Origin of the sequence: Actinomadura sp. HBU206391, from assembly GCF_014323665.1 — a bacterium.
In the GTDB taxonomy this organism is placed as follows: Bacteria; Actinomycetota; Actinomycetes; order Streptosporangiales; family Streptosporangiaceae; genus Actinomadura_C.
The window spans coordinates 1-20,031 of the sequence record NZ_JABVEB010000015.1; the positions used below are offsets into that span (position 1 = coordinate 1).

Sequence of the window (20,031 nt, forward strand, 5' to 3'; positions counted from 1 at the left end):
CGCCGATCGAGCTGCCGATCACCACGTCGGTGCGCTTCACGACGTTGTCGACCACCACGCCGGGCGCGGACGGGCACTGGTTGGTGTCGACCCCCCAGGCGGTGAACTTGCCGCCCTTCGCCGCGTCGAAGATCCCGCTGTTGCCGGCCGCCGCGGCGCCCATCACGACGTCGACCCCCTTGGCGGTCAGCGCGCTGGCCTGCTCCTTGGCCCGGGCAGGGTCGCTGAACGGGTTCTGCCCACCGACGTACAGGTCGGTGAACGAGACCCCCGGGTTCACCTTCTCGGCTCCCTGCCCGAAGGGGTCGGAGAACCGGTGGAACTGCGGGGTGTCGAGCGCGGCGACGGCGCCCACCTTCTTGCTCTTGGTGAGCAGCCCGGCCTCGGCGCCGGCCAGGAAGACGCCCTCGTGCTCGCGGAACACCGCGCAGGTGATGTTGGGGAACGGCTTCGTGGTGCAGGAGTCCACGAGCACGAACTGCTGCTGTGGGTTGCGCTCGGCCGCCTGGGCTAGGGCGTCGTTGAACTCGAAGCCGACGGCGACGATGACGTCGGGCTTCTGCTGGGCCGCCGCGGTGACGTTCTGTGTGATCGTGGTGGGGTCGTTGCTCTGCAGCACCTTGGTCGAGGCGCCGTGCTGACGGCCGGCCGCCTCGATGCCCTGCACCGAGAGCTTCAGGAAATCGTTGGTGCCCACCGCGTTCGGGGTGATGAGCACGAACGACTTGCCCGGCTTGCCGGCCTCGGTCTTCTTGTCGGCGGAGGCGTTGCAGCCGGTCGCGAGCACCGCGAGGCCCAGCGCGAGCGTGAGGAGTGAACGAAGTCGTCTGGGGGGCATGGGACAGCCTCTTCTGCGGTGCGGCTCGGAAATGATTGAGGAACGGGCGGAGAACAGGGGTACGGCGGGGTACGGCAGGAGATCGGACAACAGGGGAATGGTACTGCCCTGTTTAATGTCATATGGCATGGTTTGGGCGAAGCAGCGCCATGGCTGCTAGCTTCACAGGCCATGGACCCTCATACGACGGAGGACCTGCGGGCGGTGGCCTGGAACGGCACGGGCCTGCGGCTCATCGATCAGACGGTGCTGCCGGTGCGGCTGGAGTACCTCGACATCGACGACGTGGACGGGCTCGTGGCGGCCATCACGACCCTCGCCGTCCGTGGCGCCCCCGCATTGGGCGCGGCCGGGGCCTACGGCGTCGCCATCGCGCTGCTCCAGGGCATGCGCGAGGGCTGGGATGAGGCGGCCGTGACCACCGCCATCGCACGCGTCCGGGAGGCCAGGCCGACCGCGGTGAACCTGGCCGGCGGGGTCGACCGCGTTCTGCCGCACGTCGCCGGAGGCGTCGAGGCGGTGCTGGCCGAGGCCGACCGCGTCGTGGCCGAGGACCTGGCCGCCAATCGCGCGATCGGCGCGTACGGCGCCGACTGGATCCTCGAGCGGGTCGAGCGGCGTCCACTGCGGGTGTTGACGCACTGCAACACCGGGGCGCTCGCGACCGCCGGCTGGGGAACGGCGCTCGGGATCGTACGGGAACTGCACGCGCGCGGCGTGCTCGACCGGGTCTACGTCGACGAGACGCGGCCGTTGCTGCAGGGTTCCCGGCTGACCGCCTGGGAGCTGGCGCACGAGGGCATCGAACACTATGTGCAGGCCGATGGCGCCGCCGCCAGCACCATCATGCGCGGGCTGGCCGACGTCGCCGTGATCGGCGCGGACCGGGTGGCGGCCAACGGAGACGTCGCCAACAAGATCGGCTCGGTCGGCGTGGCGCTGGCCTGCGCCGACGCCGGCATCCCGTTCGTCGTGGCCGCGCCCACCACGACGCTCGACCCGGCCACCGCCGGCGGCGACGACATCCACATCGAGGAGCGCGCTGAGGACGAGGTGCTGTCCGTGGGCGGTCTGCGGATGGCGCCCGGCGGCTCCCGCGCCTACAACCCGGCGTTCGACGTGACCCCGGCCCGGCTGGTGAGCGCGCTCGTCACCGAGGCCGGGGTGACTATCCCAGCCGGACACTGAACTCGAGCAGCCACTGCACCACTTCGGTGTGGTGGCGCGCCCGCATCGGGTCGGCGCCCCACGCGTAGAGCCCGTGCCCGGCGACGACGACCGCCGGCACCTGTGGATCCCTGGCCGCCTCGAGCCTGTCGCCGAGCACGCCCATGTCCTGGCTGTTGGCGATCACCGGGAGCGTGACCTGCTCGCCCTCGGCGGCGACGCCGATGCCCTTGAGCATCTCCAGGCCCTCGAGCTTGATCCCCGTCGGCCAGCGGCGGCCGGCCACGACCGCCTCGACGGTGTGCACGTGCACGACCGCGCCCGCGCCGGTCAGCCGGGCGATCCGCGCGTGCAGCGCCGCCTCGGCCGACGGCCGCCGTCCCGAGTCGTCCACCGCCGCGCCGTCCTCGTTCACCACGACGACGTCCGAGCCGGTGAGCGACCCCTTGTCGAGGCCGCTGGCGGTCACGGCCAGCCGCAGCGGGTCGCGCGACACCACCGCGGAGAGGTTTCCGGAGGTGCCGCGCATCCAGCCGAAGGACGCGAACCGTTCGGACTCCGTCGCCAGGGTCTCCCCCGGTGTCGTCATATGAGGGCCTTCAGCGTGTCGAAGTCGGGGAACCGGCTGGAGATGTCACTGCCCGTGAACGTGCCGATCCAGCCGTCCTCCTCGTGGAAGAACCGGATCGCGACGAAGTCCGGCGAGGTGCCCATGTCGAACCAGTGCGTCGTGCCCTTCGGCACGCCGAGCAGGTCGCCGGCCTCGCACAGCACGGCGTGCACCTTGCCGTCGATGTGCAGGTAGAAGACGCCCGCGCCGTGCACGAAGAAGCGGACCTCGTCGTCATCGTCGTGGGTGTGCTCGTTGAGGAACTTCTCGCGGGCCGCCTTGGCCTTGGCCGGCCACTCCGGGTCGTCGCTCGGGCGCAGCGCCGCCACGTCGACCGTGGCGAATCCCTCGGCCGCGTTGAGCCGGTCGACCTGCTCGCGATAGGCGGCGAGCACCTCGTCCTGGCCGGCGTCGGGGGGCAGCACTACGTCGGTCGCCCAGCGCTCGAAGCGGATACCGATCTCGGCCAGCAGCGCCTCGATCCGCTCGGGGTCGGAGGTCTGGTCTAGGAACGTTCCAGGTCGGTCGTCAGGCCAGATGGTCAGCAGAGTCATGGTGATTCCTCACGTTGGGGCCGGGAACCGAAGCCGACCGCAGGGGAGCTTGGTCAGTGTATCTACCGTCGAAGTAGGAAAAGTCAAGATGCCTGTCCCTCACTCGCTGGAACGGGTTTGTCACCCTCCATTCACTTCCGATAAGGGTTGCCACAAACCTGCCCCCGGCGGCGTACGCTGAGAGGCCTATGCACGACCGCGATGGGCAGGACCATGGTGACCTGGCTCGTTGAGCGCCCGGTGGGCGACATGCGGCCAGGCGACCACGCATGGCTCGCGTTCGCCAACACCGATGAGCGCGAACAGGTGGTCGGCACGTTCGTCTACGACGGCCTCAAGACCGACGAGAAGGTCGTCTACGTCACGGACGCGAGCCCCGGCGAGCTGCCGCGCGTCCTGACCCGCCGCATCGATCCGGAACCGTTCGCCGAGGCCGGTCAGCTGCGGCTCATTCCTCGGGAACACTCTTGCCTCAACCGCGGACACTTCGACCCCGACCTGATGCTACGGACGCTCGAACGCGAGATCGCCGTGGCCTTCGACGAGGGGTACCGCGCCGTGCGGATCACGGCCGACATGAGCTGGGCGCTGGGCGAACCAAAGGGGTCCGAGCTGCTGCTCGGCTGCGAGGGGTGGTTCGAGGCGGCGGTCGCGCCCAGCACGATGGCGATGGCGATCTGCCAGATCGATCCGCACAGGTGCACGCCCGATCAGCTCACCGCCCTCCGGAACAGCCACGAGGTCCTCGTGAAAGCGAACCCGGCATTCGATGATGGGATATTGCGCATCACGCGCACCTTCGAACCGCACGGCCTGCGCCTCGAAGGAGAGCTCGACGGGGCGCGGCACGCCGTGTTCGCCGAGACTCTCTCGTCGGTCACGGCCAGCGGCCGGCAGATCCACCTCGACCTGACCAAACTGCGCTTCATCGACCTCGGCGCGCTGAACCTTCTCGCCGGACACGCCATGCGGATGCCGGCCGGCAGCGTTCTCGTGCTCGACAACCTGCCGCCGGACGTCGCCAACATCATCGAGATGGTGGGCTGGGACCGGTTCCCCGGACTCTCCCACGGCAACGGCGACTCCCGCGGCAACGGCGACCGCAACGGGGTGTCCTCATGACACCACTCGTGCACCGCGCCCTGCTGTACGGCGGGCAGGACGACATCCTCGACGTGACCGTCCCTTTCCTGCGATCCGGCCTGGAGTCCGGCGAGGCCATCCTGGCCGTCATCCCCTCGGTCCATATCGAGGCCCTGCGCGACACCTTCGGCGACGACGCCGAGGCGATGACGTTCATTGACGCCGCCGATTGGTACGAACACCCGGTGCGTACGGTCGCCGCCTACAACGACTTCGTCCACGAGGCCGCGCCACGGCGGGTGCGAGCCCTCGCCGAGCCCATCTGGCACGGGCGCTCACCTGTGCAGACCGTGGAGTGGCAGCGCTACGAGTCGGTGGTCAATGTGGCGTTCACCGGCTTTGGAGCTCAGGTCATCTGCCTCTACGACAAGGTCCGCCTGGACAGTGAGATCATCTCCGCGGCCCTGCGTACGCACCCCGAGGTGGCCGACGGAGGTCGCCCAGGGAGCGGTGCAGCGAGGAGCAGTGACGCGTTCGTCGACCCCGCCGCCTTCAACGCCGAATGCGACTCCTCGCCGCTACCGCCGCCCGCCGGCGCCGTCGAGTCGCTGCCGATCGCGCGCGAGGACGACCTGCACGAGTTGCGGGCCTTCGTCACCGAGCGGGCACGGCGGCACCGACAGGCGGACGCCTCTCTGAGCAACCTGCTCGTCGCCGTCACTGAGATCGCCACCAATGCCCTGCGCCACGGCACTCCGCCGGTGACCCTTCGCGTATGGGCCGAGGACACCGATCTGGTGTGCGAGGTCGCCGACCACGGACAGTGGGATCGCCACGCCCTGCTCGGTTTCCTGCCCCCGAAGTCGGCGACGGCCGGTGGCTTCGGGCTGTGGGCGGCCCGCATGCTGGTCGACGTCGCACAGGTGCGCTCCGGCGGATCCGGCACGGTCGTACGGCTCCACACCGCACTGTGACGCGATCGCCCGAGACACCGCGAGGTCAGCCGAGGGCGTCGAGGAACGCCTCCGCCTCGCTCTGCGACATGCCGGTCTCACGGCACACCAACGCGACGGCGGAGGTGCGGTCACCGGCCGAGATCAGCGTCCGTGCCCGCTCCGACAGCGGGCCCGCCGGCGGCACCCGGCCGTCGCGCAGCGCTTCGCAGTAATCCTTCGCCTCTATGAGACCGAGCCCGGTCTCTTTCCGTACCAACTTGATCGCCTCGATCATCGCCCCACGCGCGATGATCTCCTCAGCTCGTGCCCGCGTCTGCGGAGCGACCCTGCCCGCGGGACCGAAGCCGGGGCCGGGGAATCCGCCGGGCCCGCCGAACCGCCCCGAACCCGGATCGAGCGAGTATTCGGCCTCTACCGCATCGACGAGGGCCTTGGCGTCCTTGAGCCCCAGGCCGCTGTGCTCTCGTACGAGCTTGATCGCTTCGATCTTCTTCCGCCGGGCGACCAGATCGCGCACACTCGCCTCGACCTCGGGCGCCAAGGCAACCTGCGGAGGCATCGACACGGCCTTCCGCCGCGCCGCACCGGCCGTCGCGAGCAGGCCGATCAGCAGGACGACGAGAAAGAACATCGGTAGGACCAGCAGAAATACCAGCATGGGCGAGATGCCGCCCGACGCCCCCAGCTCCCTCATTCGCCCACTTTAGAGGTCCGAAGCCCAAATTCGCCGGCACCTCGCGCGTCGTCACGCCCCCGGAGTTTTCCGCCGATCCCGATCCCGGTAACGGTCGATCACAGGTGCCAGGGCGCGGAAGGCCCGGCCCCGGTGACTGATGGCGTCCTTGTCCGCGGGCGGCAGCTCGGCCGTCGTGCGCGACTCGCCGTCGGGCACGAACAGTGGGTCGTAGCCGAAGCCGCCGGACCCCCGGGGCGCCTCGATGACCCGCCCGTCCATCCGCCCCTCGACCACATGCTCCTCACCTGACGGCAGCACGAACGCCGCCGCGCACGCGAAATGCGCGGTGCGGTGCCTCGCCGCCACGTCGCCGAGCTGGTCGAGCAGCAGTTCCAGGTTGGCGCGGTCCTTGTCGCCCGCGGCGTCGCCGAACCGGCCGGACCACCGGGCCGAGAGCACGCCGGGCATCCCGCCCAGAACGTCGACGCAGAGACCCGAGTCGTCGGCCACGGCGGGCAGCCCGGTGTAGGCGGCGATCGCGCGCGCCTTCAGCAGCGCGTTTCCCTCGAAGGTCAGCTCGGTCTCGGGGACCTCGGGAGCGTCGGGGAACTCCTCGAGTCCGACGACGTCGAAGACCTCGGGGCCTGGCCCGTCCACGTGGGCGGCGTCCCCGTCGCCCGCGAGGATCCGCCGCAGTTCAACGATCTTGCCCTGATTCCGGGTGGCCAGCACGATCTTCATGACCGGTCGAGGGCTTCCTTCTGAATGCGGGTCAGGTCGGCGCAGCCGCCCGCGGCGAGGTCGAGCAGCGCGTCGAGTTCGGCCCGGTCGAACGGCTGCCCCTCGGCGGTGCCCTGTACCTCGACGAACCTGCCGTCGCCGGTGCACACCACGTTCATGTCGGTCTCGGCGGTGACGTCCTCCTCGTAGCAGAGGTCCAGCCGGGGCTGCCCGTCGACGACCCCCACACTGACCGCGGCGACCGAGGCGATCAGCGGGTCGCCCTTGACCAGCTTGCGCTCGCGCAGCCACTCGACCGCGTCGGCCAGCGCGACATATGCCCCGGTAATGGCCGCCGTACGGGTGCCGCCGTCGGCCTCGAGCACGTCGCAGTCCAAGATGATGGTGTTCTCGCCGAGCGCCTTGAAGTCGACGCAGGCCCGCAGCGATCGGCCGACCAGGCGGGAGATCTCCTGGGTGCGCCCGCCGAGCTTGCCCTTCACGGACTCACGGTCGTTGCGGGTGTTGGTGGCTCTCGGCAGCATGGCGTACTCCGCGGTGACCCAGCCGAGCCCGCTGTCGCGCCGCCACCGCGGCACATTGGTCTGCACCGACGCGGCGCAGAGCACACGGGTGCCACCGAACTCCACGAGCACCGATCCCTCCGCGTGGGAGAGCCAACCGCGCTGGATGCGGACAGGACGGAGCTGGTCGATCGCACGACCGTCAGGGCGAGCCATGTCCTCACCCTACCGTCCGTCGTTCCCCGGGTATTTCCGGCGTCGAATCAGGTCAGTGGCGGTGGTGGAAACCGCGAATTCGGCCTGTCCGCGAGGCGGCGAGGCCGAATATCGCGCCGCCAGAATGGGTCAGCCGAGGTCATAGGACACGCCATGTTGGGCGATCTCGATATCCCCGCGGAACCCGCTCGCCTTCGCCTCGGTCAAGGTGCGGGCGGCGTCGTTCCATGGCAGCAGATGGGTGAGCACGAGCTTCTTCGCACCGGCCCGGGCCGCGTGTTCGCCCGCCGTACGCCCGGTCAGATGCATGTCGGGCGGCAGGTCCGGCTGCTCGTACCAGCAGGCCTCGCACAGGAAGACGTCGGCGTCGCGGGCGAGTTCCACGAGCGCATCGCATTCCCCCGTGTCCCCCGAATAGGCGAGCACCTTGCCGTTGTGTTCGACCCGGAAACCGTAGGTCTCGATGGGATGGTTCATCCGGGCGGTGGTGACCCGGAACGGCCCGATATCGCAGGGCTCCAGACAATGCGGCTGGAAATCAAAGGTTTCCCGCATCCCCGGATCAGGGTCCAGCCCGTACGCCTGGGCCATCCTGTCCGCCGTGCCACCGGGCCCGTACACCGGGATCTTGGTCTGCCCGGGCCGCGCGTAGTAGGTGCGCACGATCCAGTAGCCGCAGAGATCGAAGCAGTGATCGGGGTGCAGATGCGAGAGGAAGATCGCGTCGATGTCGTGCAGGTCCTGGTAGCGCTGCAACGGACCCAGCGCGCCGCTGCCGAGATCGATCAGCAGGGTGAACCCGTCCGCCTCGACCAGGTAACAGGACGCCGGGCTCTGCGGCCCCGGCAGACTGCCAGAGCATCCGATGATGGTGAGCCTCACACGTATCTCCTCCTCCGAAACACGGGTCAGGTGGCGGTGGACCAGGTGCTCACGACCTGACCGTTCGGCGTGGCGGTCTCGACCATGCTGATCTCGGGCCCGAGGAACCGGCGGCCGATGGCGGCGAACATCGCGGGATCACCGGTCGCGCGGAACCGGTGCCTCGGCGCGGGTTTCGGGTCCGCGCGTACCAGCCCCTGGTCGTGCAGCACTCGGTAGACGTCCTTCGCGGTCTCGTCGGCACTTGAGACCAGTGTGACCCCGTCACCGACAACGTACGAGATCACGGCGGTAAGCAATGGGTAGTGAGTGCACCCGAGGATCAAGGCGTCGCAGCCGGCGTCGGTGATCGGCCGAAGGTAGTCCGTGGCGATCTCGAGCAGTTCGTCGCCCGCGGTCACCCCGCTTTCGACGAACTCCACGAACCGGGGACACGCCACGCTGGTCAGCTCGATGTGCGGGGCGGCGGCGAAGGCGTCGTCGTAGGCCCGGCTGGTGACGGTCGCGCTGGTGGCGATGAGCCCGACCCGGCCGTGCCGAGTGGCGCGCACGGCCCGGCGGGCCGCGGGAAGGATCACTTCGACGACCGGGACGTCATAGCGCTCGCGGGCGTCCCGCAGCACCGCCGCGCTGGCGCTGTTACAGGCGATGACCAGCATCTTCACGCCCTCGGTGACGAGTTCGTCGAGCATCTCGAGGGCGTAGGAGCGGACCTCGGCGATCGGCCGGGGGCCGTACGGCTGGCGGGCGGAGTCGCCGAGATAGAGGATCGGCTCGCCGGGGAGTTGATCGAGGATCGCTCGTGCGACGGTGAGACCGCCGAACCCGCTGTCGAAGATCCCGATCGGCGCGTCTGACATGGTGAACCAGGCTAGGTGACGAGGTGCCGTGTCAGTGGGACATTGCGCTGTACATCACACCATCACCTGCCCGAAAGCGGTCAGGGGGACAGGTGCGTGTCCACGAACTCGGTGGGGATGGCCGGGTCGCCGCGCGACAGCTGAAGGGCGGTCGGCGGAAGCTCGCCGAGCGCCTGCACGTGCCGGGCGCGGGCGGTGGCGAGCGGTTCGCGGCCGATGACGGCGCCCTCCCGTACGAGGGGCACGAGCGGCGTACGGTCGTGCGGACCCGGGGACGACTCGCCGGTGGTGACGATCTCGGCCTGGGCCACCCCGTGCGCGTCGATGTGCCTGACCACCGACTTGCGGCCGCCCCGGCCCTGCTTCTCCGCCGATCGCTTGGCCACCGAGCGCATGGGTGCGCCCGGGTCGGCGGAGTCACCGCGTGCCACCAGCTTGTAGACCAGCCCGGCCGTCGGCGCGCCCGAGCCGGTCACCAGCGAGGTGCCGACGCCGTACCCGTCCACGGGGGCGGCGGCCAGTGCGGCGATGGAATACTCGTCCAGGTCGCCGGTGACCACGATGCGGGTCTCCTCGGCGCCCAGCGAGTCGAGGAGCGCACGCACCCGGCGCGCCATGACCGTCAGGTCGCCGCTGTCGATCCGGACGGCGCCGAGCGCGGGCCCCGCGAGCTCGACCGCCACGCGTACGGCCCGCTCAACGTCGTAGGTGTCGACCAGCAGTGTCGTGCCGGCGCCCAGCGTGGCCAGCTGGGACTGGAACGCGTGCCGCTCGTTGTCGTGCAGCAGCGTGAAGGAATGTGCGGCGGTGCCCGCCGTCGGCACCCCGTAGAGGCGCCCCGCCTCTAGGTTCGAGGTGGTGGTGAATCCCGCGATGTAGGCGGCCCGGGCGGCGGCCACGGCGGCCATCTCATGCGTGCGCCGCGACCCCATCTCGATGATCGGGCGGCCTCCGGCGGCGCTCACCATCCGCGCGGCCGCGGAGGCGATCGCCGAGTCGTGGTTGAGCACCGAGAGCACCAGCGTCTCGAGGATGGCCGCCTCGGCGAACGTCCCCTTCACCACCAGCACCGGCGAGCCGGGAAAATAGCAGTCGCCCTCCGCGTAGCCCCAGACGTCCCCGCCGAAGCGGTACTTCGCCAGCCATCCGGCGGTCGCGTCGTCGACGATGCCGCGGGAGGTCAGGAACGCCAGCGCCGGGTCGTCGAACACGAACGACTCCAGCGCGTCGAGCAGCCGTCCGATGCCGGCCACCACCCCGTAGCGGCGTCCGGGCGGCAACTGCCGGGCGAAGACCTCGAAGACGGCCGGCCGGTCGGCCGTGCCGCTCTCCAGGGCTCCCTGGAGCATGGTCAGTTCATACTGATCGGTCAGCAGCGCTGTGCTCATCGGCTCGCTCTGAGATGAATGTGAAGGCGCATGGTCCACAAGTTGAAACACTAAGGCCCCGTGTGTGCACCATAGATGAGCAGGGCCATGAGCGAAGGGAGCATGCGAGCCGATGAGCACCGCGCCGGTTGAGCTCGAACGGCCGCGGTCCGACGAGGACATACGGCAGGACCGGCCGTGGATCGCGATCGTCTGGAATGATCCGATCAATCTGATGTCCTATGTCACGTACGTGTTCCAGTCGGTGTTCGGCTACCCGCGGAAGAAGGCCGAGAAGCTCATGCTCGACGTACACCACAAGGGCCGGGCCGTCGTGGCCAGCGGGACCAGGGAGGAGATGGAGCGGGATGTCGAGATCCTCCACTCCTACGGGCTGTGGGCCACGGTCAAGCAGGACGTCTGAGCGACGGGTGAGCCGTCGTGCAAGCCATGGTGCGGGAACGGACCGCCGATGAACACCGGGTTTAAGCGCTCCGGCAAGGGTGTGCGGCTCAAGCTGGGGGCCGAGGAGGCCGCCGTGGTCCGCACCCTGGTGGAGCAGCTCGTGGCGCTGGTCGACGAACGGCCGGCCGGCGAGGGTGAACTGGCCGGTTTCGGGATCTCCGATAGCGCCGAGAAGCCGGACGACCCCGTGCTGGCCAGGCTGTTCCCGGACGCCTATCGCGAGGACCCCGACGCGGCGCATGAGTTCCGGCGTTACACCGAGGCGGGGCTGCGCGACCGCAAGCGGCACGACGCGGGCATCGTGCTGGACGGCCTGCGCCCCGGCGAGATCACTCTGGACCAGGATCAGGCCCAGGCCTGGCTGCGGGTGCTGAACGACGTACGGCTGGCGCTCGGCACCCGGCTGGACATCACCGAGGAGTTCAACGACAAACTCGACCGGCTCGATGTGCGTGACCCGCGCTACCCCACGTTCGCCGTCTACGACTGGCTCACCTTCCTGCAGGAGAGCCTCGTCCGCGCTCTCTGGTAGGCGGCCTGGCGGCCGACCGGGCGGGCGACGGCGGGCGCGGGGCCTCGGCTCGGTAGCCTTCCAGCATGCTGACGATCGAACGGGCCCTCGTCGACAAGATCGTTGCGCACGCGAGGGCCGACCATCCCGACGAGGCGTGCGGTGTCGTGGCAGGCACGATCGGTTCTGACACCCCCACCCGGTTCATCGCGATGGCGAACGCCGAGCGATCTCCGACGTTCTACCGCTTCGACTCGATGGAGCAGCTTCGGGTTTGGCGGGCCATGGACGACGCGGACGAGGAGCCGGTGGTGATCTACCACTCGCACACCGCCACCGAGGCCTACCCGTCGCGCACCGACATCTCCTACGCGTCCGAGCCGAACGCCCATTACGTGCTCGTCTCGACCCGCGACCCCGGCGATGCCGAATTCCGCTCCTACCGCATCGTCGACGGCCAGGTGACCGAGGAAGAGGTCCGCATCGTCGAGGCCTAAGGCTGACTCGGTAAACTGGGGCACATGCAGACGATCGAGCGGAGGCCACGCGGCTTCTCCCGTCTGTCGCCCGTCCAGAACTGCCTGTTCGGGCACTGCCGCGCCGAAGTGGTCTACGACTGTTCCTGAGGTGTCCCCCCGGCCCGGAATTCGCCGAGTGCCCCGCCGAGTTGTCTAGCGATGGGCCCAGGCCGTGTCCGGTTCCAACGGTTTCAATGGGTCTAACGCCCTGGCGGCCCCTGGCCCACCGACCACAAGCCCCGTACGACGCTAAGGAGACCATCGCGATGGCGATCGAGGTCCGGATTCCCACCATCCTGCGCAACCTCACAGGCGGTGCCAAGGCCGTCGAGGGCAAGGGCGGCACGCTCGAAGAGCTCTTCACCGACCTGGACGCCCGTCACCCCGGCCTGCAGGCCCGGCTGGTCGACGACAAGGGCCTGCGGAGGTTCGTCAACGTCTACCTCAACGACGAGGACGTCCGCTTCCTCGGCGGTCTGGACACCGAGGTCTCCGACGGCGACAACGTCACGATCCTCCCCGCGGTCGCGGGCGGCGCGGCCGACGGCCTGCACTGAGATGCGGTTCGACTCGCTGCTGGACTCGCTCGGGCGCACGCCGCTCGTCGGCCTGCCCCGGCTCTCCCCCTCCGCGGGCGTACGGCTGTGGGCCAAGCTCGAGGACCGCAACCCGACCGGCTCGGTGAAGGACCGGCCGGCGATGTGGATGATCGAGCAGGCGGAGAAGGACGGACTGCTCAGGCCGGGCTGCACGATCCTCGAGCCGACGTCCGGCAATACCGGCATCGCGCTGGCCATGGTGGCCAAGCTCAAGGGTTACCGGCTGATCTGCGTGATGCCCGAGAACACCTCCGCCGAGCGGCGTCAGCTGCTGGAGATGTGGGGCGCGGAGATCATCTCCTCGCCGGCGGCCGGCGGTTCCAACGAGGCCGTACGGGTGGCCAAGGGGCTCGCCGGCGAGCACCCGGACTGGGTGATGCTCTATCAGTACGGCAACGAGGCCAACGCCCTGGCGCACTATGAGACGACCGGACCTGAGCTGCTCGAGGACCTGCCGACGATCACGCATTTCGTCGCGGGCCTCGGGACCACCGGCACCCTCATGGGCGTGGGCCGTTATCTGCGCGAGCAGGTTCCCGACGTCAAGATCGTCGCGGCCGAGCCGCGCTACGGCGAGCTGGTGTACGGGCTGCGCAACATCGACGAGGGCTTCGTGCCGGAGCTCTACGACGCCTCGGTGCTGACCACCCGGTTCTCGGTGGCCGCCAAGGACGCGTTGCGCCGCACCCGCGAGCTCCTCGAACAGGAGGGGATCTTCGCGGGGATCTCCACCGGCGGCGCCCTGCACGCCGCGCTCGGCATGGCCGGCAAGGCGGTCAAGGCGGGCGAACGTGCCGACATCGCGTTCGTCGTGGCCGACGGCGGCTGGAAGTACCTCTCCACCGGCGCTTACGGCGGCACCCTCGAGGAGGCCGAAGCCCGCCTCGAAGGACAGCTCTGGGCCTGATCGCCAGGCACGCGGCACCTGACTCCCCGATACTCGGGGTATGACGACACCCGTCCTGCCGCCGTTCCACCAGCGGCTGGTCGAGTCGGCCCTCGGCCTGTGCGACACCTGCGGGCTGCTGCTCGCCGGGGCCTACTCCATGAGTGTGCACGGGCTCGTGGACCGGCCGAGCCGGGGTCTCGACCTCGTGACCACCGGTCCCCTTCCGGCCGGCCAGGTGGCGGCCCGGGTCGCGGACGCCTACCGGGCGCGTGGGTTCACGGTCGAGACGGCGACCGGCGACGAGCGCTCTGCCCGGCTCGTCGTCACCGATCCGGCCTCGGGCGAGTCCTGTGGGATCGACCTCATGACCGCCGCCCTCAGCGTGACGCCGACCACGCTGGGTGCCTTTCCGGTCGTCGGCTTCGACGACGCGGTGGGGCTCAGCATGCGTGCGGTCCACGATCGGGGCATCGCGCCCGATCTCATCGACGCAGCCTCGCTCGCCGGCACCTACGGCTTCGAGCGGCTGGAGTGGCTGTGCCGCTCCCACGAGCCCGACTTCTCGCTCGACCGGCTCGCCGCCCGGCTGGAGAGCGCCGAGCTCCGTGACGACATGGAGTTCGCGGACTACGGGCTGGACCACGAGGAGGTGCTGCGGGTGAAACGGTTCGCCGCGGAGTGGGCCCAGGACATCAATCTGCGCCTGCTCGAAGAGACGCCTTATGAGGACGACACCGACGACTCGTAGTCCCCGCACGAGCCGACGCGGGTCGGTTTCCGAACGGAGGCGGGTGATTCTCCCGCGCCGTCACGGCACGGATGAGCCGGTGCGCTCATCTAACAGCCGACTGCTCTGCCCATCCGCCTGATCTGCTGGAGACGACTCGATGCCGTTCCTGAGGTCACTGCCGTTCCTGAGGTCGCTGCCGGCGCTGTTGCTCGTCGCGACACTCCTCGCCGGCTGCGCCCGGTCCGGCATCGATGTCCAGGGAGACGCGCGCCTCGACCGGTCCCTGAGATCGATGACCGAGCAAGGCGGCAGCGTCCTGCTGAGCGATCTCACCGACTTCCCCTGGGACTCCGTGTACCTGTCCGGCGGCTACACCCCTGGCGAGGAGATCAACCGCGCATTGGGCGAGCGAGTGGTTTCCGATGCCTACCGGTACGGCTACGAGGCGGATCTGCTCTTCTTCACGCACCGAGGCGAGGTGGTCCGCGCTCTGGCCGTCAGCACGTACTTCGACCAGTTGGGCACGAAGTGGGGTTCCGCCGTCCGGGTCGCCACCACTCGCGCGGGGAAGGATCTCGCGGCTCCGTACCGGCTCGCACTGCGAGAGCCCTGACCGAGGCCGTACGCACGCCACGGTGCCGGCCCTCCTGGCCTTCCGATCCGGGTCGGGTGTTCGTCAGCGGTAACGGGTGTACGCCTCATCGAGGCTCGCACCGTCGAGGACGTCGAGAGCGATCCGGGCGGCCACCGCGGCCCAGCCCTGATGCTCCCGTGCCAGGCGCTCCACTGCGGCCCGGTCGGCGGCGGAGAGCGTCCGACGCAACTCATACGTGGTGTCGATGCCGATCTGGGACCAGATCCACTGCGCCGCGATCACCGCGTCGCCCACGACGGTGGCATCCGCGGTGACCTCCGCGGTCAGGTGCGGCAACCCCCCGTCGTTGGCGCCGTACGACAACGCGAGCGCGACCAGCGTCCGACCGGCGAGACGGTCATCGGGGTCGCGGTCGAGCCGGTACCTGGCGTACTCCCAGAGCTTGGTGATGGTGGGCCGGTCATTGGCCCATCCCGCCCAGAACTCGTCCGTGCGCGGCAGCGCGTCCAAGGCCGCCAAGGCCGCGCGCAGCGTCGTCACCAGGCGGTCGGCCGTGTCGGGATGCCCGACCGCGTTGGCCGCGGCGCGCAATGAGTCGGCGATCGGCGTGATCTGCTGGTCGATGTCCGCGGCCGTCACCATCTGAACGTAGATCCAGAAGCCGTACGGTTCGTGGTGAATCCGTAACGTTACGACGACATCCGCTGATTTACAGTGACGTGCTATCCGACCAGGACGCGATGCGGTCATGGGGCGATCCCACACCGCGGAGCGCCGGACGGCCGGCCACGACTCGGGTTGGGGATGGGACCGGAGATGCCAGAGCAGGACGCACACGGCAACAGAGCGTCCGTGGACGTGCGAGTCCCGAGCAGCGCTCGAATCTACGACTACCTCCTCGGCGGTAAGGACAACTTTCCCGCCGACCGCGCGGCCGCCGAGGAGCTCAAGACGGTCGCGCCGGACATCGCCGAGCATGCGCGCGCCAACCGCAGGTTCGTGTGCACGGCGGTGCGGATCGCGGCCGAGGCCGGGATCAGGCAGTTCGTGGACCTCGGCACCGGCATCCCGACCTCGCCGAACGTGCACGAGGTCGCACGATCCGTCCACCCGGCCGCGCGCACCGTGTACGTCGACAACGACCCGATCGTGTCGGCGCACAACCGCGCCTGGCGGTCCCGCCAGGACGGGATCGGCTGCATCGAAGCGGACATCCGCGACCCCGAACCGCTCCTCGCCCATCCGGAGCTGACCGGGCTCATAGATCCGGGCGAGCCGGTGGCGGTCCTCATGACCGCGGTGCTGCACTTCACCGAGAACGCGGAAATGATCGCAGGGACCTTCCGTGCGTGGATGGCCTCGGGCTCGGTCCTGGTGATCTCCGTGGGCACGAGCGAGAACCCGCCGGACCGGCAACGGTCACAGTTCGCGGACGTCTTCGATCGGACGACGGCTCAGGTCGTCGCGCGAACCCGTCAGGAGATCGAGGCGCTGTTCGACGGCCTGGAACTGCTCGAACCGGGCGTCGTGGAGACCGACCGGTGGCGCAACCCGAACGGCAGGTCGTTCCCCGCCAAGACCCTCGCCGGAGTCGGCCGCAAGCCCTAGGCCGCCCTCGTAGCGCGCCGGACGTGGTCATCATCCTCTGGAACGAGCCGGTGGAGCCGGCATTGCCCACGGACGACTGGCGCAGCGTCGCGGGCGGCGGCGACGTCCACGCGGGCCGGGTCCGGCTGCCCCCGCAGGGCTGGATGATCGCGGCTGCGGGCGACGGCGGCTGAGCCCGCCGGCCCGGCCGGCCTGCGGCCGGCGTCACCGGGCGGTGAGCCACTCCTCCGGGCGGGCGATCTGACGGGCGCGCGCGTAGGCCACGTCGAGGCCCAGCACCATGGTCCCCCGGTAGCCCTCGCCCTCCCGCGACACCACCAGCGCCGCGTCGACGCTCTCGGGTGTGGTGAGCGACAACGGCAGCAGCAACTGCACCCGCTCATGCGCCGGGTCCCAGCACGGCACGGCGGCACGGTAGCTGCGGCGCACCCGCGACTCCGCGCGCCGGACGGCGCCCTCCAGCACCAGGCTGGCCTGATAGGGGTTGCTGCGCAGCGGGCCGGGCAGCACCGCCAGGCTGTCCTTGGACTCCAGGAGCTGCTTGGGTACGACCGTCAGCTCACGCCGCCAGTCGTACACGAAATCGCCCGGGTCGTCGGTGTAGGTCGCGAGGCCCGGCAGTTCGGGAAAGCGGTCGAGCAGGCGCCCGTCGCCCTCCGGCAGCCAGCCGCCCAGTTGCCAGGGCGGCCCGTCGGGGTCGTTGTTGGGCGTGAAGAGGCCGTAGATGGTCTCCTGCTGCGCGGTGGCCAGACCGGTGTTGAAGACGCTGTGGCCGCCGTCGGGCGAGGTCACCACGAGGCGCTGCTGCTGGAGCCGCTCGAAGGTCCACTCGATGTACTCGCGCAGTACCCAGGTCTCATCGGGCCGGCCGGCGGAGCGCCCCGCCCAGTGCTCCCGCTCGGCCAGCCGGGCGAGCCGCGTGAAGCAGTCGTCGTCACCGGTGCCGAGGCCCAGGTCCGCGTGCTTGTGGAGCAGGCGCTGGGATCGGCGCTGTGCCGCCGGCGGGCCTCCGGGCATCACGGTGCCGCCGGACAGCGGCGACGGGCCGCTCGGAATGGGCGAATGGCCCACCGGACGAGTGGACGGCCCACCGGGGAGCGGCGACGGTCCGGGCATCGGCGACTGACCCGCGGGCATGGACGACGATCCCGCGGGCATGGGCGGCTGGGCGTCGGCGAGCGGCGGCAGTGGAGCGGCGGGCTCGGTGTCGGGCTGCGCCGCCGGCGCCGAGGTGTCTCCGGCGAAGTGCTGGTGAAGCCGGCCGCGGTCGGTGTAGCCGGCATGCTTCGATTCGTGCAGCGTCACAGCGTCTCTCCGAGTCAGGGAATTCTCCAGGGTAGTTGCTCCCACATCGACCCCGTTCACCCCACCTTGAACAAAGGTCTACGCACGGCCCTTGGGTCCGCCTGCCGGCGCCGCCATCACGCGGGGTACAGTTCGACTCGAACGTGATTCTAGAGCCGCTGTGGAGTGTGCATGAGCAGGTTCGGTGAGGCCACGGCGGTACGACGCCTCGAAGAGGGCCGCTACCAGGCGGAACTCGACGGCGGCTTCGGCTTCGACGAGGCCCTCAACGGCGGTTACCTGATGGCCCCGCTGCTGCGTGCCGCCGTCGACGCCTCCCCGCACGCGCACCCCGTGGCGACCAGCGCGAACTTCCTGCGGGTAGCCCGCCCGGGAGCCGCCGAAGTGTGGGTCGAATCACGGAAGACCGGCCGCACCGCCGCCATCTCCCGCGTCACCCTCGTCCAGGACGACCGGCCGGTCGTCGACGCGACCGTGACCACCGGCACACTCGACGCCGACGCGACTCCGGCCTGGTGCGGCGAGCGGCCGCCCATGCCGCCCATCGAGGAGTGCGTCGGCTTCGACGCCGGTGAGCGGGACCGGGGGTTCGCCGACCGGGTGGAGACGCGCTTCGACCCGGCCACCATGGGCTGGCTGGACGGCCGGCCGACCGGGCGACCCGAGTCACGCGCGTACTTCCGGCTGCGGGACGGCTACGAACCGGACGCGTTCGCCCTGGCGCTGGCCGTCGACGCCCTCCCGCCCGTCGTGCTCAACACGGGCTCGTCCGGCTGGGCGCCCACCGTCGAGCTCACCTGGCAGATGCGCGCCGTGCCCGCGCCCGGCTGGCTGACGCTGTACGGCAGCGGCCGGCTGGTCAACGACGGCTGGTTCGACGAGGAGGTCGAGGTCTGGGACTCGGCCGGGCGCCTGGTCGCCCAGAGCCGTCAGCTCGCCAGAACCGGCCGCGGCGACCGCAGAGAGCCCCGCGGCTGACGCTCCACGCACCTGGTCGGGCACACCCACGAAACGGCCTGCGGATCGACCCGGCACCCGCCATGCCCCTACCTCCGGCCGGCGGGGACATGAGACGATCTCAGCCGGGGTAGCGTCCAGTCGTGCAGGATCACGCGGGAGGGCGAGCATGAGCAGAGCCTTGATCATCGTGGATGTGCAGAACGACTTCTGCGAAGGGGGATCGCTGCCCATCGCGGGGGGCGGCGAGGTCGCCACGGACATCTCGAGCCATGTCACCAAGCGCAGGGACGACTACGCGCACATCGTGGCGACCAGGGACTTCCATATCGACCCTGGCCGACATTTCGCCCCGGAGCCGGACTACGTCGACACCTGGCCGCCGCACTGCGTCGTCGGCACCCCGGGCGTCGACTTCCACCCGAACCTCCTGCTCGCGCCGATCGAGGTGGTGTTCAGCAAGGGGCACCACGCCGCGGCCTACAGCGGCTTCGAGGGCTCTGCCGACGACGGGGTCGTCCTCGGCGACTGGCTGAGGGAGCGCGACGTCGACGAGGTGGACATCGTCGGCCTCGCCACCGACCACTGCGTCCGCGCCACCGCGCTCGACGCTTCGCGCGCGGGTTTCCGTACGAAGGTCCTGCTGGACATGACGGCAGGCGTCGCCAAGGAGACCACCGAGCGGGCGCTGTCGCAGCTGCGGGCCGCCGACGTCACGCTGGTCGGCGAACCGGTCATCCGGAGCTGAACCGCACCGCCCGCGCGTTCACCGCTGAGACGCGGATCTGTAAGACGCGGAGAGCAGGACACGGGCCTGTAGGACACGGACCTGTAAGACACGGCGCGTACGTCGACAGCGGTCTACCAAGGGAGTTCACATGGCTGCCCCCCGGCCCTCCATCATCCTCGTCACCGGGGTCTCGGGTAGTGGCAAGACCACGGTCGGCGAGCTGCTGGCCGACCGTCTCGGCTGGGACTACGCGGAGGCCGACGACTTCCACCCGAAGGCCAACATCGAGAAGATGCGGGCCGGCATCCCGCTCACCGACGACGATCGGATGCCCTGGCTGCGCGCCATCGCCCGCTGGATCGACGAACGCCTCGCGAGCGGCAAGCCCGCCGTCGTGAGCACCTCCGCCCTGAAACGCCGCTACCGGGACATGCTTCGGCGCCCGGAGGTCCGCTCGGTGTTCCTCAACGGCGACCGTGAGCTCATCGAGCGCCGTATCTCCGCCCGCAAGGGGCACTTCTTCCCGGCCAAGCTGCTGGAGACCCAGTTCCGTGAGCTCGAACCGCCCGAGCCCGACGAGAACACCGTGGAGGTGTCGGTGCGGGACACCCCCGACGAGGCCGTCCAGCAGATCATCGACGCGCTGAACGGACCCGCCGGGAAAGACTGAC

General features: G+C 69.9%; 26 protein-coding genes. 15 read left to right on the forward strand and 11 right to left on the reverse strand.

The features are described from left to right. Positions 1–838: BMP family ABC transporter substrate-binding protein (locus HKK72_RS08770; protein WP_187233772.1), on the reverse strand; the 838-nt coding region annotated here is incomplete at its 3' end. 171 nt (positions 839–1,009) lie between these two features. On the opposite strand from HKK72_RS08770, the gene mtnA reads away from it, so the two are divergent. Beyond that, positions 1,010–2,026: an S-methyl-5-thioribose-1-phosphate isomerase gene (gene mtnA, locus HKK72_RS08775; RefSeq protein ID WP_187233773.1), complete on the forward strand. Its 1,017-nt coding sequence runs from the start codon at positions 1,010–1,012 to the stop codon at positions 2,024–2,026. On the opposite strand, the gene mtnB is transcribed toward mtnA, so the two are convergent. After that, entirely contained in the window at positions 2,007–2,594 is a 588-nt protein-coding gene (gene mtnB, locus HKK72_RS08780; protein WP_187233774.1) for a methylthioribulose 1-phosphate dehydratase, read from the reverse strand. The genes mtnA and mtnB overlap by 20 nt on opposite strands. Then, positions 2,591–3,169, reverse strand: coding sequence for a 1,2-dihydroxy-3-keto-5-methylthiopentene dioxygenase (locus HKK72_RS08785; protein WP_187233775.1), 579 nt, complete (start codon positions 3,167–3,169; stop codon positions 2,591–2,593). The genes mtnB and HKK72_RS08785 overlap by 4 nt, the downstream gene beginning before the upstream one ends. Positions 3,170–3,370: 201 nt before the next feature. Here HKK72_RS08785 and HKK72_RS08790 point away from each other — a divergent pair, with 201 nt between their 5' ends. Both HKK72_RS08790 and HKK72_RS08795 read left to right on the forward strand, forming a co-directional pair. After that, positions 3,371–4,291: an MEDS domain-containing protein gene (locus tag HKK72_RS08790; RefSeq protein WP_261986668.1), complete on the forward strand. Its 921-nt coding sequence runs from the start codon at positions 3,371–3,373 to the stop codon at positions 4,289–4,291. Beyond that, positions 4,288–5,226, forward strand: a complete 939-nt coding sequence (locus HKK72_RS08795; protein ID WP_187233776.1) for a sensor histidine kinase — start codon at positions 4,288–4,290, stop codon at positions 5,224–5,226. Before HKK72_RS08790 ends, HKK72_RS08795 begins: the two co-directional genes overlap by 4 nt. Positions 5,227–5,251: 25 nt before the next feature. On the opposite strand, the gene HKK72_RS39765 is transcribed toward HKK72_RS08795, so the two are convergent. The 6 genes from HKK72_RS39765 to HKK72_RS08825 all read right to left on the reverse strand — a co-directional run bounded on the left by HKK72_RS39765 (position 5,252) and on the right by HKK72_RS08825 (position 10,513). Beyond that, positions 5,252–5,902: a ribosomal protein L7/L12 gene (locus HKK72_RS39765; RefSeq protein ID WP_222720506.1), complete on the reverse strand. Its 651-nt coding sequence runs from the start codon at positions 5,900–5,902 to the stop codon at positions 5,252–5,254. 51 nt (positions 5,903–5,953) lie between these two features. Continuing rightward, positions 5,954–6,625 (reverse strand): RdgB/HAM1 family non-canonical purine NTP pyrophosphatase, encoded by a 672-nt coding sequence (gene rdgB / locus HKK72_RS08805; protein WP_187233777.1) that lies wholly within the window; start codon positions 6,623–6,625, stop codon positions 5,954–5,956. Next, positions 6,622–7,344, reverse strand: a complete 723-nt coding sequence (rph, locus tag HKK72_RS08810; protein WP_187233778.1) for a ribonuclease PH — start codon at positions 7,342–7,344, stop codon at positions 6,622–6,624. Before rph ends, rdgB begins: the two co-directional genes overlap by 4 nt. A 129-nt stretch (positions 7,345–7,473) precedes the next feature. Next, positions 7,474–8,226, reverse strand: coding sequence for an MBL fold metallo-hydrolase (locus tag HKK72_RS08815; protein ID WP_187233779.1), 753 nt, complete (start codon positions 8,224–8,226; stop codon positions 7,474–7,476). A 26-nt stretch (positions 8,227–8,252) separates the two neighbouring features. After that, positions 8,253–9,086, reverse strand: a complete 834-nt coding sequence (gene murI / locus HKK72_RS08820; protein ID WP_187233780.1) for a glutamate racemase — start codon at positions 9,084–9,086, stop codon at positions 8,253–8,255. Positions 9,087–9,166: 80 nt separating this feature from the next. After that, positions 9,167–10,513, reverse strand: a complete 1,347-nt coding sequence (locus HKK72_RS08825; protein ID WP_315987153.1) for a nicotinate phosphoribosyltransferase — start codon at positions 10,511–10,513, stop codon at positions 9,167–9,169. 73 nt (positions 10,514–10,586) lie between these two features. On the opposite strand from HKK72_RS08825, the gene clpS reads away from it, so the two are divergent. The 7 genes from clpS (at position 10,587) to HKK72_RS08860 (ending at position 14,778) form a co-directional block, all read left to right on the forward strand. Next, positions 10,587–10,877, forward strand: coding sequence for an ATP-dependent Clp protease adapter ClpS (clpS, locus tag HKK72_RS08830; RefSeq protein WP_187233782.1), 291 nt, complete (start codon positions 10,587–10,589; stop codon positions 10,875–10,877). 48 nt (positions 10,878–10,925) lie between these two features. Beyond that, positions 10,926–11,450: a DUF2017 domain-containing protein gene (locus tag HKK72_RS08835; protein ID WP_187233783.1), complete on the forward strand. Its 525-nt coding sequence runs from the start codon at positions 10,926–10,928 to the stop codon at positions 11,448–11,450. A gap of 65 nt (positions 11,451–11,515) precedes the next feature. Next, entirely contained in the window at positions 11,516–11,926 is a 411-nt protein-coding gene (locus HKK72_RS08840) for a Mov34/MPN/PAD-1 family protein (RefSeq protein WP_187233784.1), read from the forward strand. A 287-nt stretch (positions 11,927–12,213) separates the two neighbouring features. Further along, entirely contained in the window at positions 12,214–12,504 is a 291-nt protein-coding gene (locus HKK72_RS08845) for a MoaD/ThiS family protein (protein WP_187233785.1), read from the forward strand. Between the two features lies 1 nt (position 12,505). Continuing rightward, on the forward strand, positions 12,506–13,453 hold the full coding sequence (locus HKK72_RS08850) for a PLP-dependent cysteine synthase family protein (protein ID WP_187233786.1): 948 nt from the start codon (positions 12,506–12,508) through the stop codon (positions 13,451–13,453). A 40-nt stretch (positions 13,454–13,493) separates the two neighbouring features. Continuing rightward, complete coding sequence (locus tag HKK72_RS08855) at positions 13,494–14,183, forward strand: hypothetical protein (protein WP_187233787.1); 690 nt, start codon at positions 13,494–13,496, stop codon at positions 14,181–14,183. Between the two features lie 139 nt (positions 14,184–14,322). Continuing rightward, positions 14,323–14,778: a hypothetical protein gene (locus tag HKK72_RS08860; RefSeq protein ID WP_187233788.1), complete on the forward strand. Its 456-nt coding sequence runs from the start codon at positions 14,323–14,325 to the stop codon at positions 14,776–14,778. 63 nt (positions 14,779–14,841) lie between these two features. Here HKK72_RS08860 and HKK72_RS08865 read toward each other — a convergent pair whose 3' ends face one another. Next, complete coding sequence (locus HKK72_RS08865) at positions 14,842–15,402, reverse strand: hypothetical protein (RefSeq protein WP_187233789.1); 561 nt, start codon at positions 15,400–15,402, stop codon at positions 14,842–14,844. 174 nt (positions 15,403–15,576) lie between these two features. On the opposite strand from HKK72_RS08865, the gene HKK72_RS08870 reads away from it, so the two are divergent. Together HKK72_RS08870 and HKK72_RS08875 are read left to right on the forward strand one after the other, a co-directional pair. Next, the gene (locus HKK72_RS08870; RefSeq protein ID WP_187233790.1) at positions 15,577–16,368 is read left to right on the forward strand and encodes an SAM-dependent methyltransferase; all 792 of its coding nucleotides are present in this window, start codon (positions 15,577–15,579) and stop codon (positions 16,366–16,368) included. Between the two features lie 23 nt (positions 16,369–16,391). Beyond that, a complete protein-coding gene (locus tag HKK72_RS08875; protein WP_187233791.1) occupies positions 16,392–16,541 on the forward strand; it encodes a hypothetical protein in 150 nt (49 codons plus the stop codon). A 31-nt stretch (positions 16,542–16,572) separates the two neighbouring features. Here HKK72_RS08875 and HKK72_RS08880 read toward each other — a convergent pair whose 3' ends face one another. Beyond that, positions 16,573–17,673: a DUF3825 domain-containing protein gene (locus HKK72_RS08880; protein WP_187233792.1), complete on the reverse strand. Its 1,101-nt coding sequence runs from the start codon at positions 17,671–17,673 to the stop codon at positions 16,573–16,575. A gap of 171 nt (positions 17,674–17,844) precedes the next feature. Here HKK72_RS08880 and HKK72_RS08885 point away from each other — a divergent pair, with 171 nt between their 5' ends. From HKK72_RS08885 to HKK72_RS08895, 3 genes are all read left to right on the forward strand, one after another. Continuing rightward, positions 17,845–18,651 carry a thioesterase family protein gene (locus HKK72_RS08885; protein WP_187233793.1) on the forward strand — a complete coding sequence of 269 codons (807 nt, stop codon included), beginning with the start codon at positions 17,845–17,847 and terminating at the stop codon, positions 18,649–18,651. 148 nt (positions 18,652–18,799) lie between these two features. Then, positions 18,800–19,378 (forward strand): isochorismatase family protein, encoded by a 579-nt coding sequence (locus HKK72_RS08890; RefSeq protein WP_187233794.1) that lies wholly within the window; start codon positions 18,800–18,802, stop codon positions 19,376–19,378. A gap of 130 nt (positions 19,379–19,508) precedes the next feature. Continuing rightward, the gene (locus HKK72_RS08895; RefSeq protein ID WP_187233795.1) at positions 19,509–20,030 is read left to right on the forward strand and encodes a gluconokinase; all 522 of its coding nucleotides are present in this window, start codon (positions 19,509–19,511) and stop codon (positions 20,028–20,030) included. The last annotated feature ends 1 nt before the right edge of the window (position 20,031 follow it).

Excerpts from the sequence above, each read along its gene's own strand:
- mtnA (WP_187233773.1), top strand. The coding sequence starts at position 1,010 with ATGGACCCTCATACGACGGAGGACCTGCGGGCGGTGGCCTGGAACGGC.
- mtnB (WP_187233774.1), bottom strand. The coding sequence starts at position 2,594 with ATGACGACACCGGGGGAGACCCTGGCGACGGAGTCCGAACGGTTCGCG.
- HKK72_RS08785 (WP_187233775.1), bottom strand. The coding sequence starts at position 3,169 with ATGACTCTGCTGACCATCTGGCCTGACGACCGACCTGGAACGTTCCTA.
- HKK72_RS08790 (WP_261986668.1), top strand. The coding sequence starts at position 3,371 with ATGGGCAGGACCATGGTGACCTGGCTCGTTGAGCGCCCGGTGGGCGAC.
- HKK72_RS08795 (WP_187233776.1), top strand. The coding sequence starts at position 4,288 with ATGACACCACTCGTGCACCGCGCCCTGCTGTACGGCGGGCAGGACGAC.
- HKK72_RS39765 (WP_222720506.1), bottom strand. The coding sequence starts at position 5,902 with ATGAGGGAGCTGGGGGCGTCGGGCGGCATCTCGCCCATGCTGGTATTT.
- rdgB (WP_187233777.1), bottom strand. The coding sequence starts at position 6,625 with ATGAAGATCGTGCTGGCCACCCGGAATCAGGGCAAGATCGTTGAACTG.
- rph (WP_187233778.1), bottom strand. The coding sequence starts at position 7,344 with ATGGCTCGCCCTGACGGTCGTGCGATCGACCAGCTCCGTCCTGTCCGC.
- murI (WP_187233780.1), bottom strand. The coding sequence starts at position 9,086 with ATGTCAGACGCGCCGATCGGGATCTTCGACAGCGGGTTCGGCGGTCTC.
- clpS (WP_187233782.1), top strand. The coding sequence starts at position 10,587 with ATGAGCACCGCGCCGGTTGAGCTCGAACGGCCGCGGTCCGACGAGGAC.
- HKK72_RS08835 (WP_187233783.1), top strand. The coding sequence starts at position 10,926 with ATGAACACCGGGTTTAAGCGCTCCGGCAAGGGTGTGCGGCTCAAGCTG.
- HKK72_RS08840 (WP_187233784.1), top strand. The coding sequence starts at position 11,516 with ATGCTGACGATCGAACGGGCCCTCGTCGACAAGATCGTTGCGCACGCG.
- HKK72_RS08845 (WP_187233785.1), top strand. The coding sequence starts at position 12,214 with ATGGCGATCGAGGTCCGGATTCCCACCATCCTGCGCAACCTCACAGGC.
- HKK72_RS08850 (WP_187233786.1), top strand. The coding sequence starts at position 12,506 with ATGCGGTTCGACTCGCTGCTGGACTCGCTCGGGCGCACGCCGCTCGTC.
- HKK72_RS08855 (WP_187233787.1), top strand. The coding sequence starts at position 13,494 with ATGACGACACCCGTCCTGCCGCCGTTCCACCAGCGGCTGGTCGAGTCG.
- HKK72_RS08860 (WP_187233788.1), top strand. The coding sequence starts at position 14,323 with ATGCCGTTCCTGAGGTCACTGCCGTTCCTGAGGTCGCTGCCGGCGCTG.
- HKK72_RS08865 (WP_187233789.1), bottom strand. The coding sequence starts at position 15,402 with ATGGTGACGGCCGCGGACATCGACCAGCAGATCACGCCGATCGCCGAC.
- HKK72_RS08870 (WP_187233790.1), top strand. The coding sequence starts at position 15,577 with ATGCCAGAGCAGGACGCACACGGCAACAGAGCGTCCGTGGACGTGCGA.
- HKK72_RS08885 (WP_187233793.1), top strand. The coding sequence starts at position 17,845 with ATGAGCAGGTTCGGTGAGGCCACGGCGGTACGACGCCTCGAAGAGGGC.
- HKK72_RS08890 (WP_187233794.1), top strand. The coding sequence starts at position 18,800 with ATGAGCAGAGCCTTGATCATCGTGGATGTGCAGAACGACTTCTGCGAA.
- HKK72_RS08895 (WP_187233795.1), top strand. The coding sequence starts at position 19,509 with ATGGCTGCCCCCCGGCCCTCCATCATCCTCGTCACCGGGGTCTCGGGT.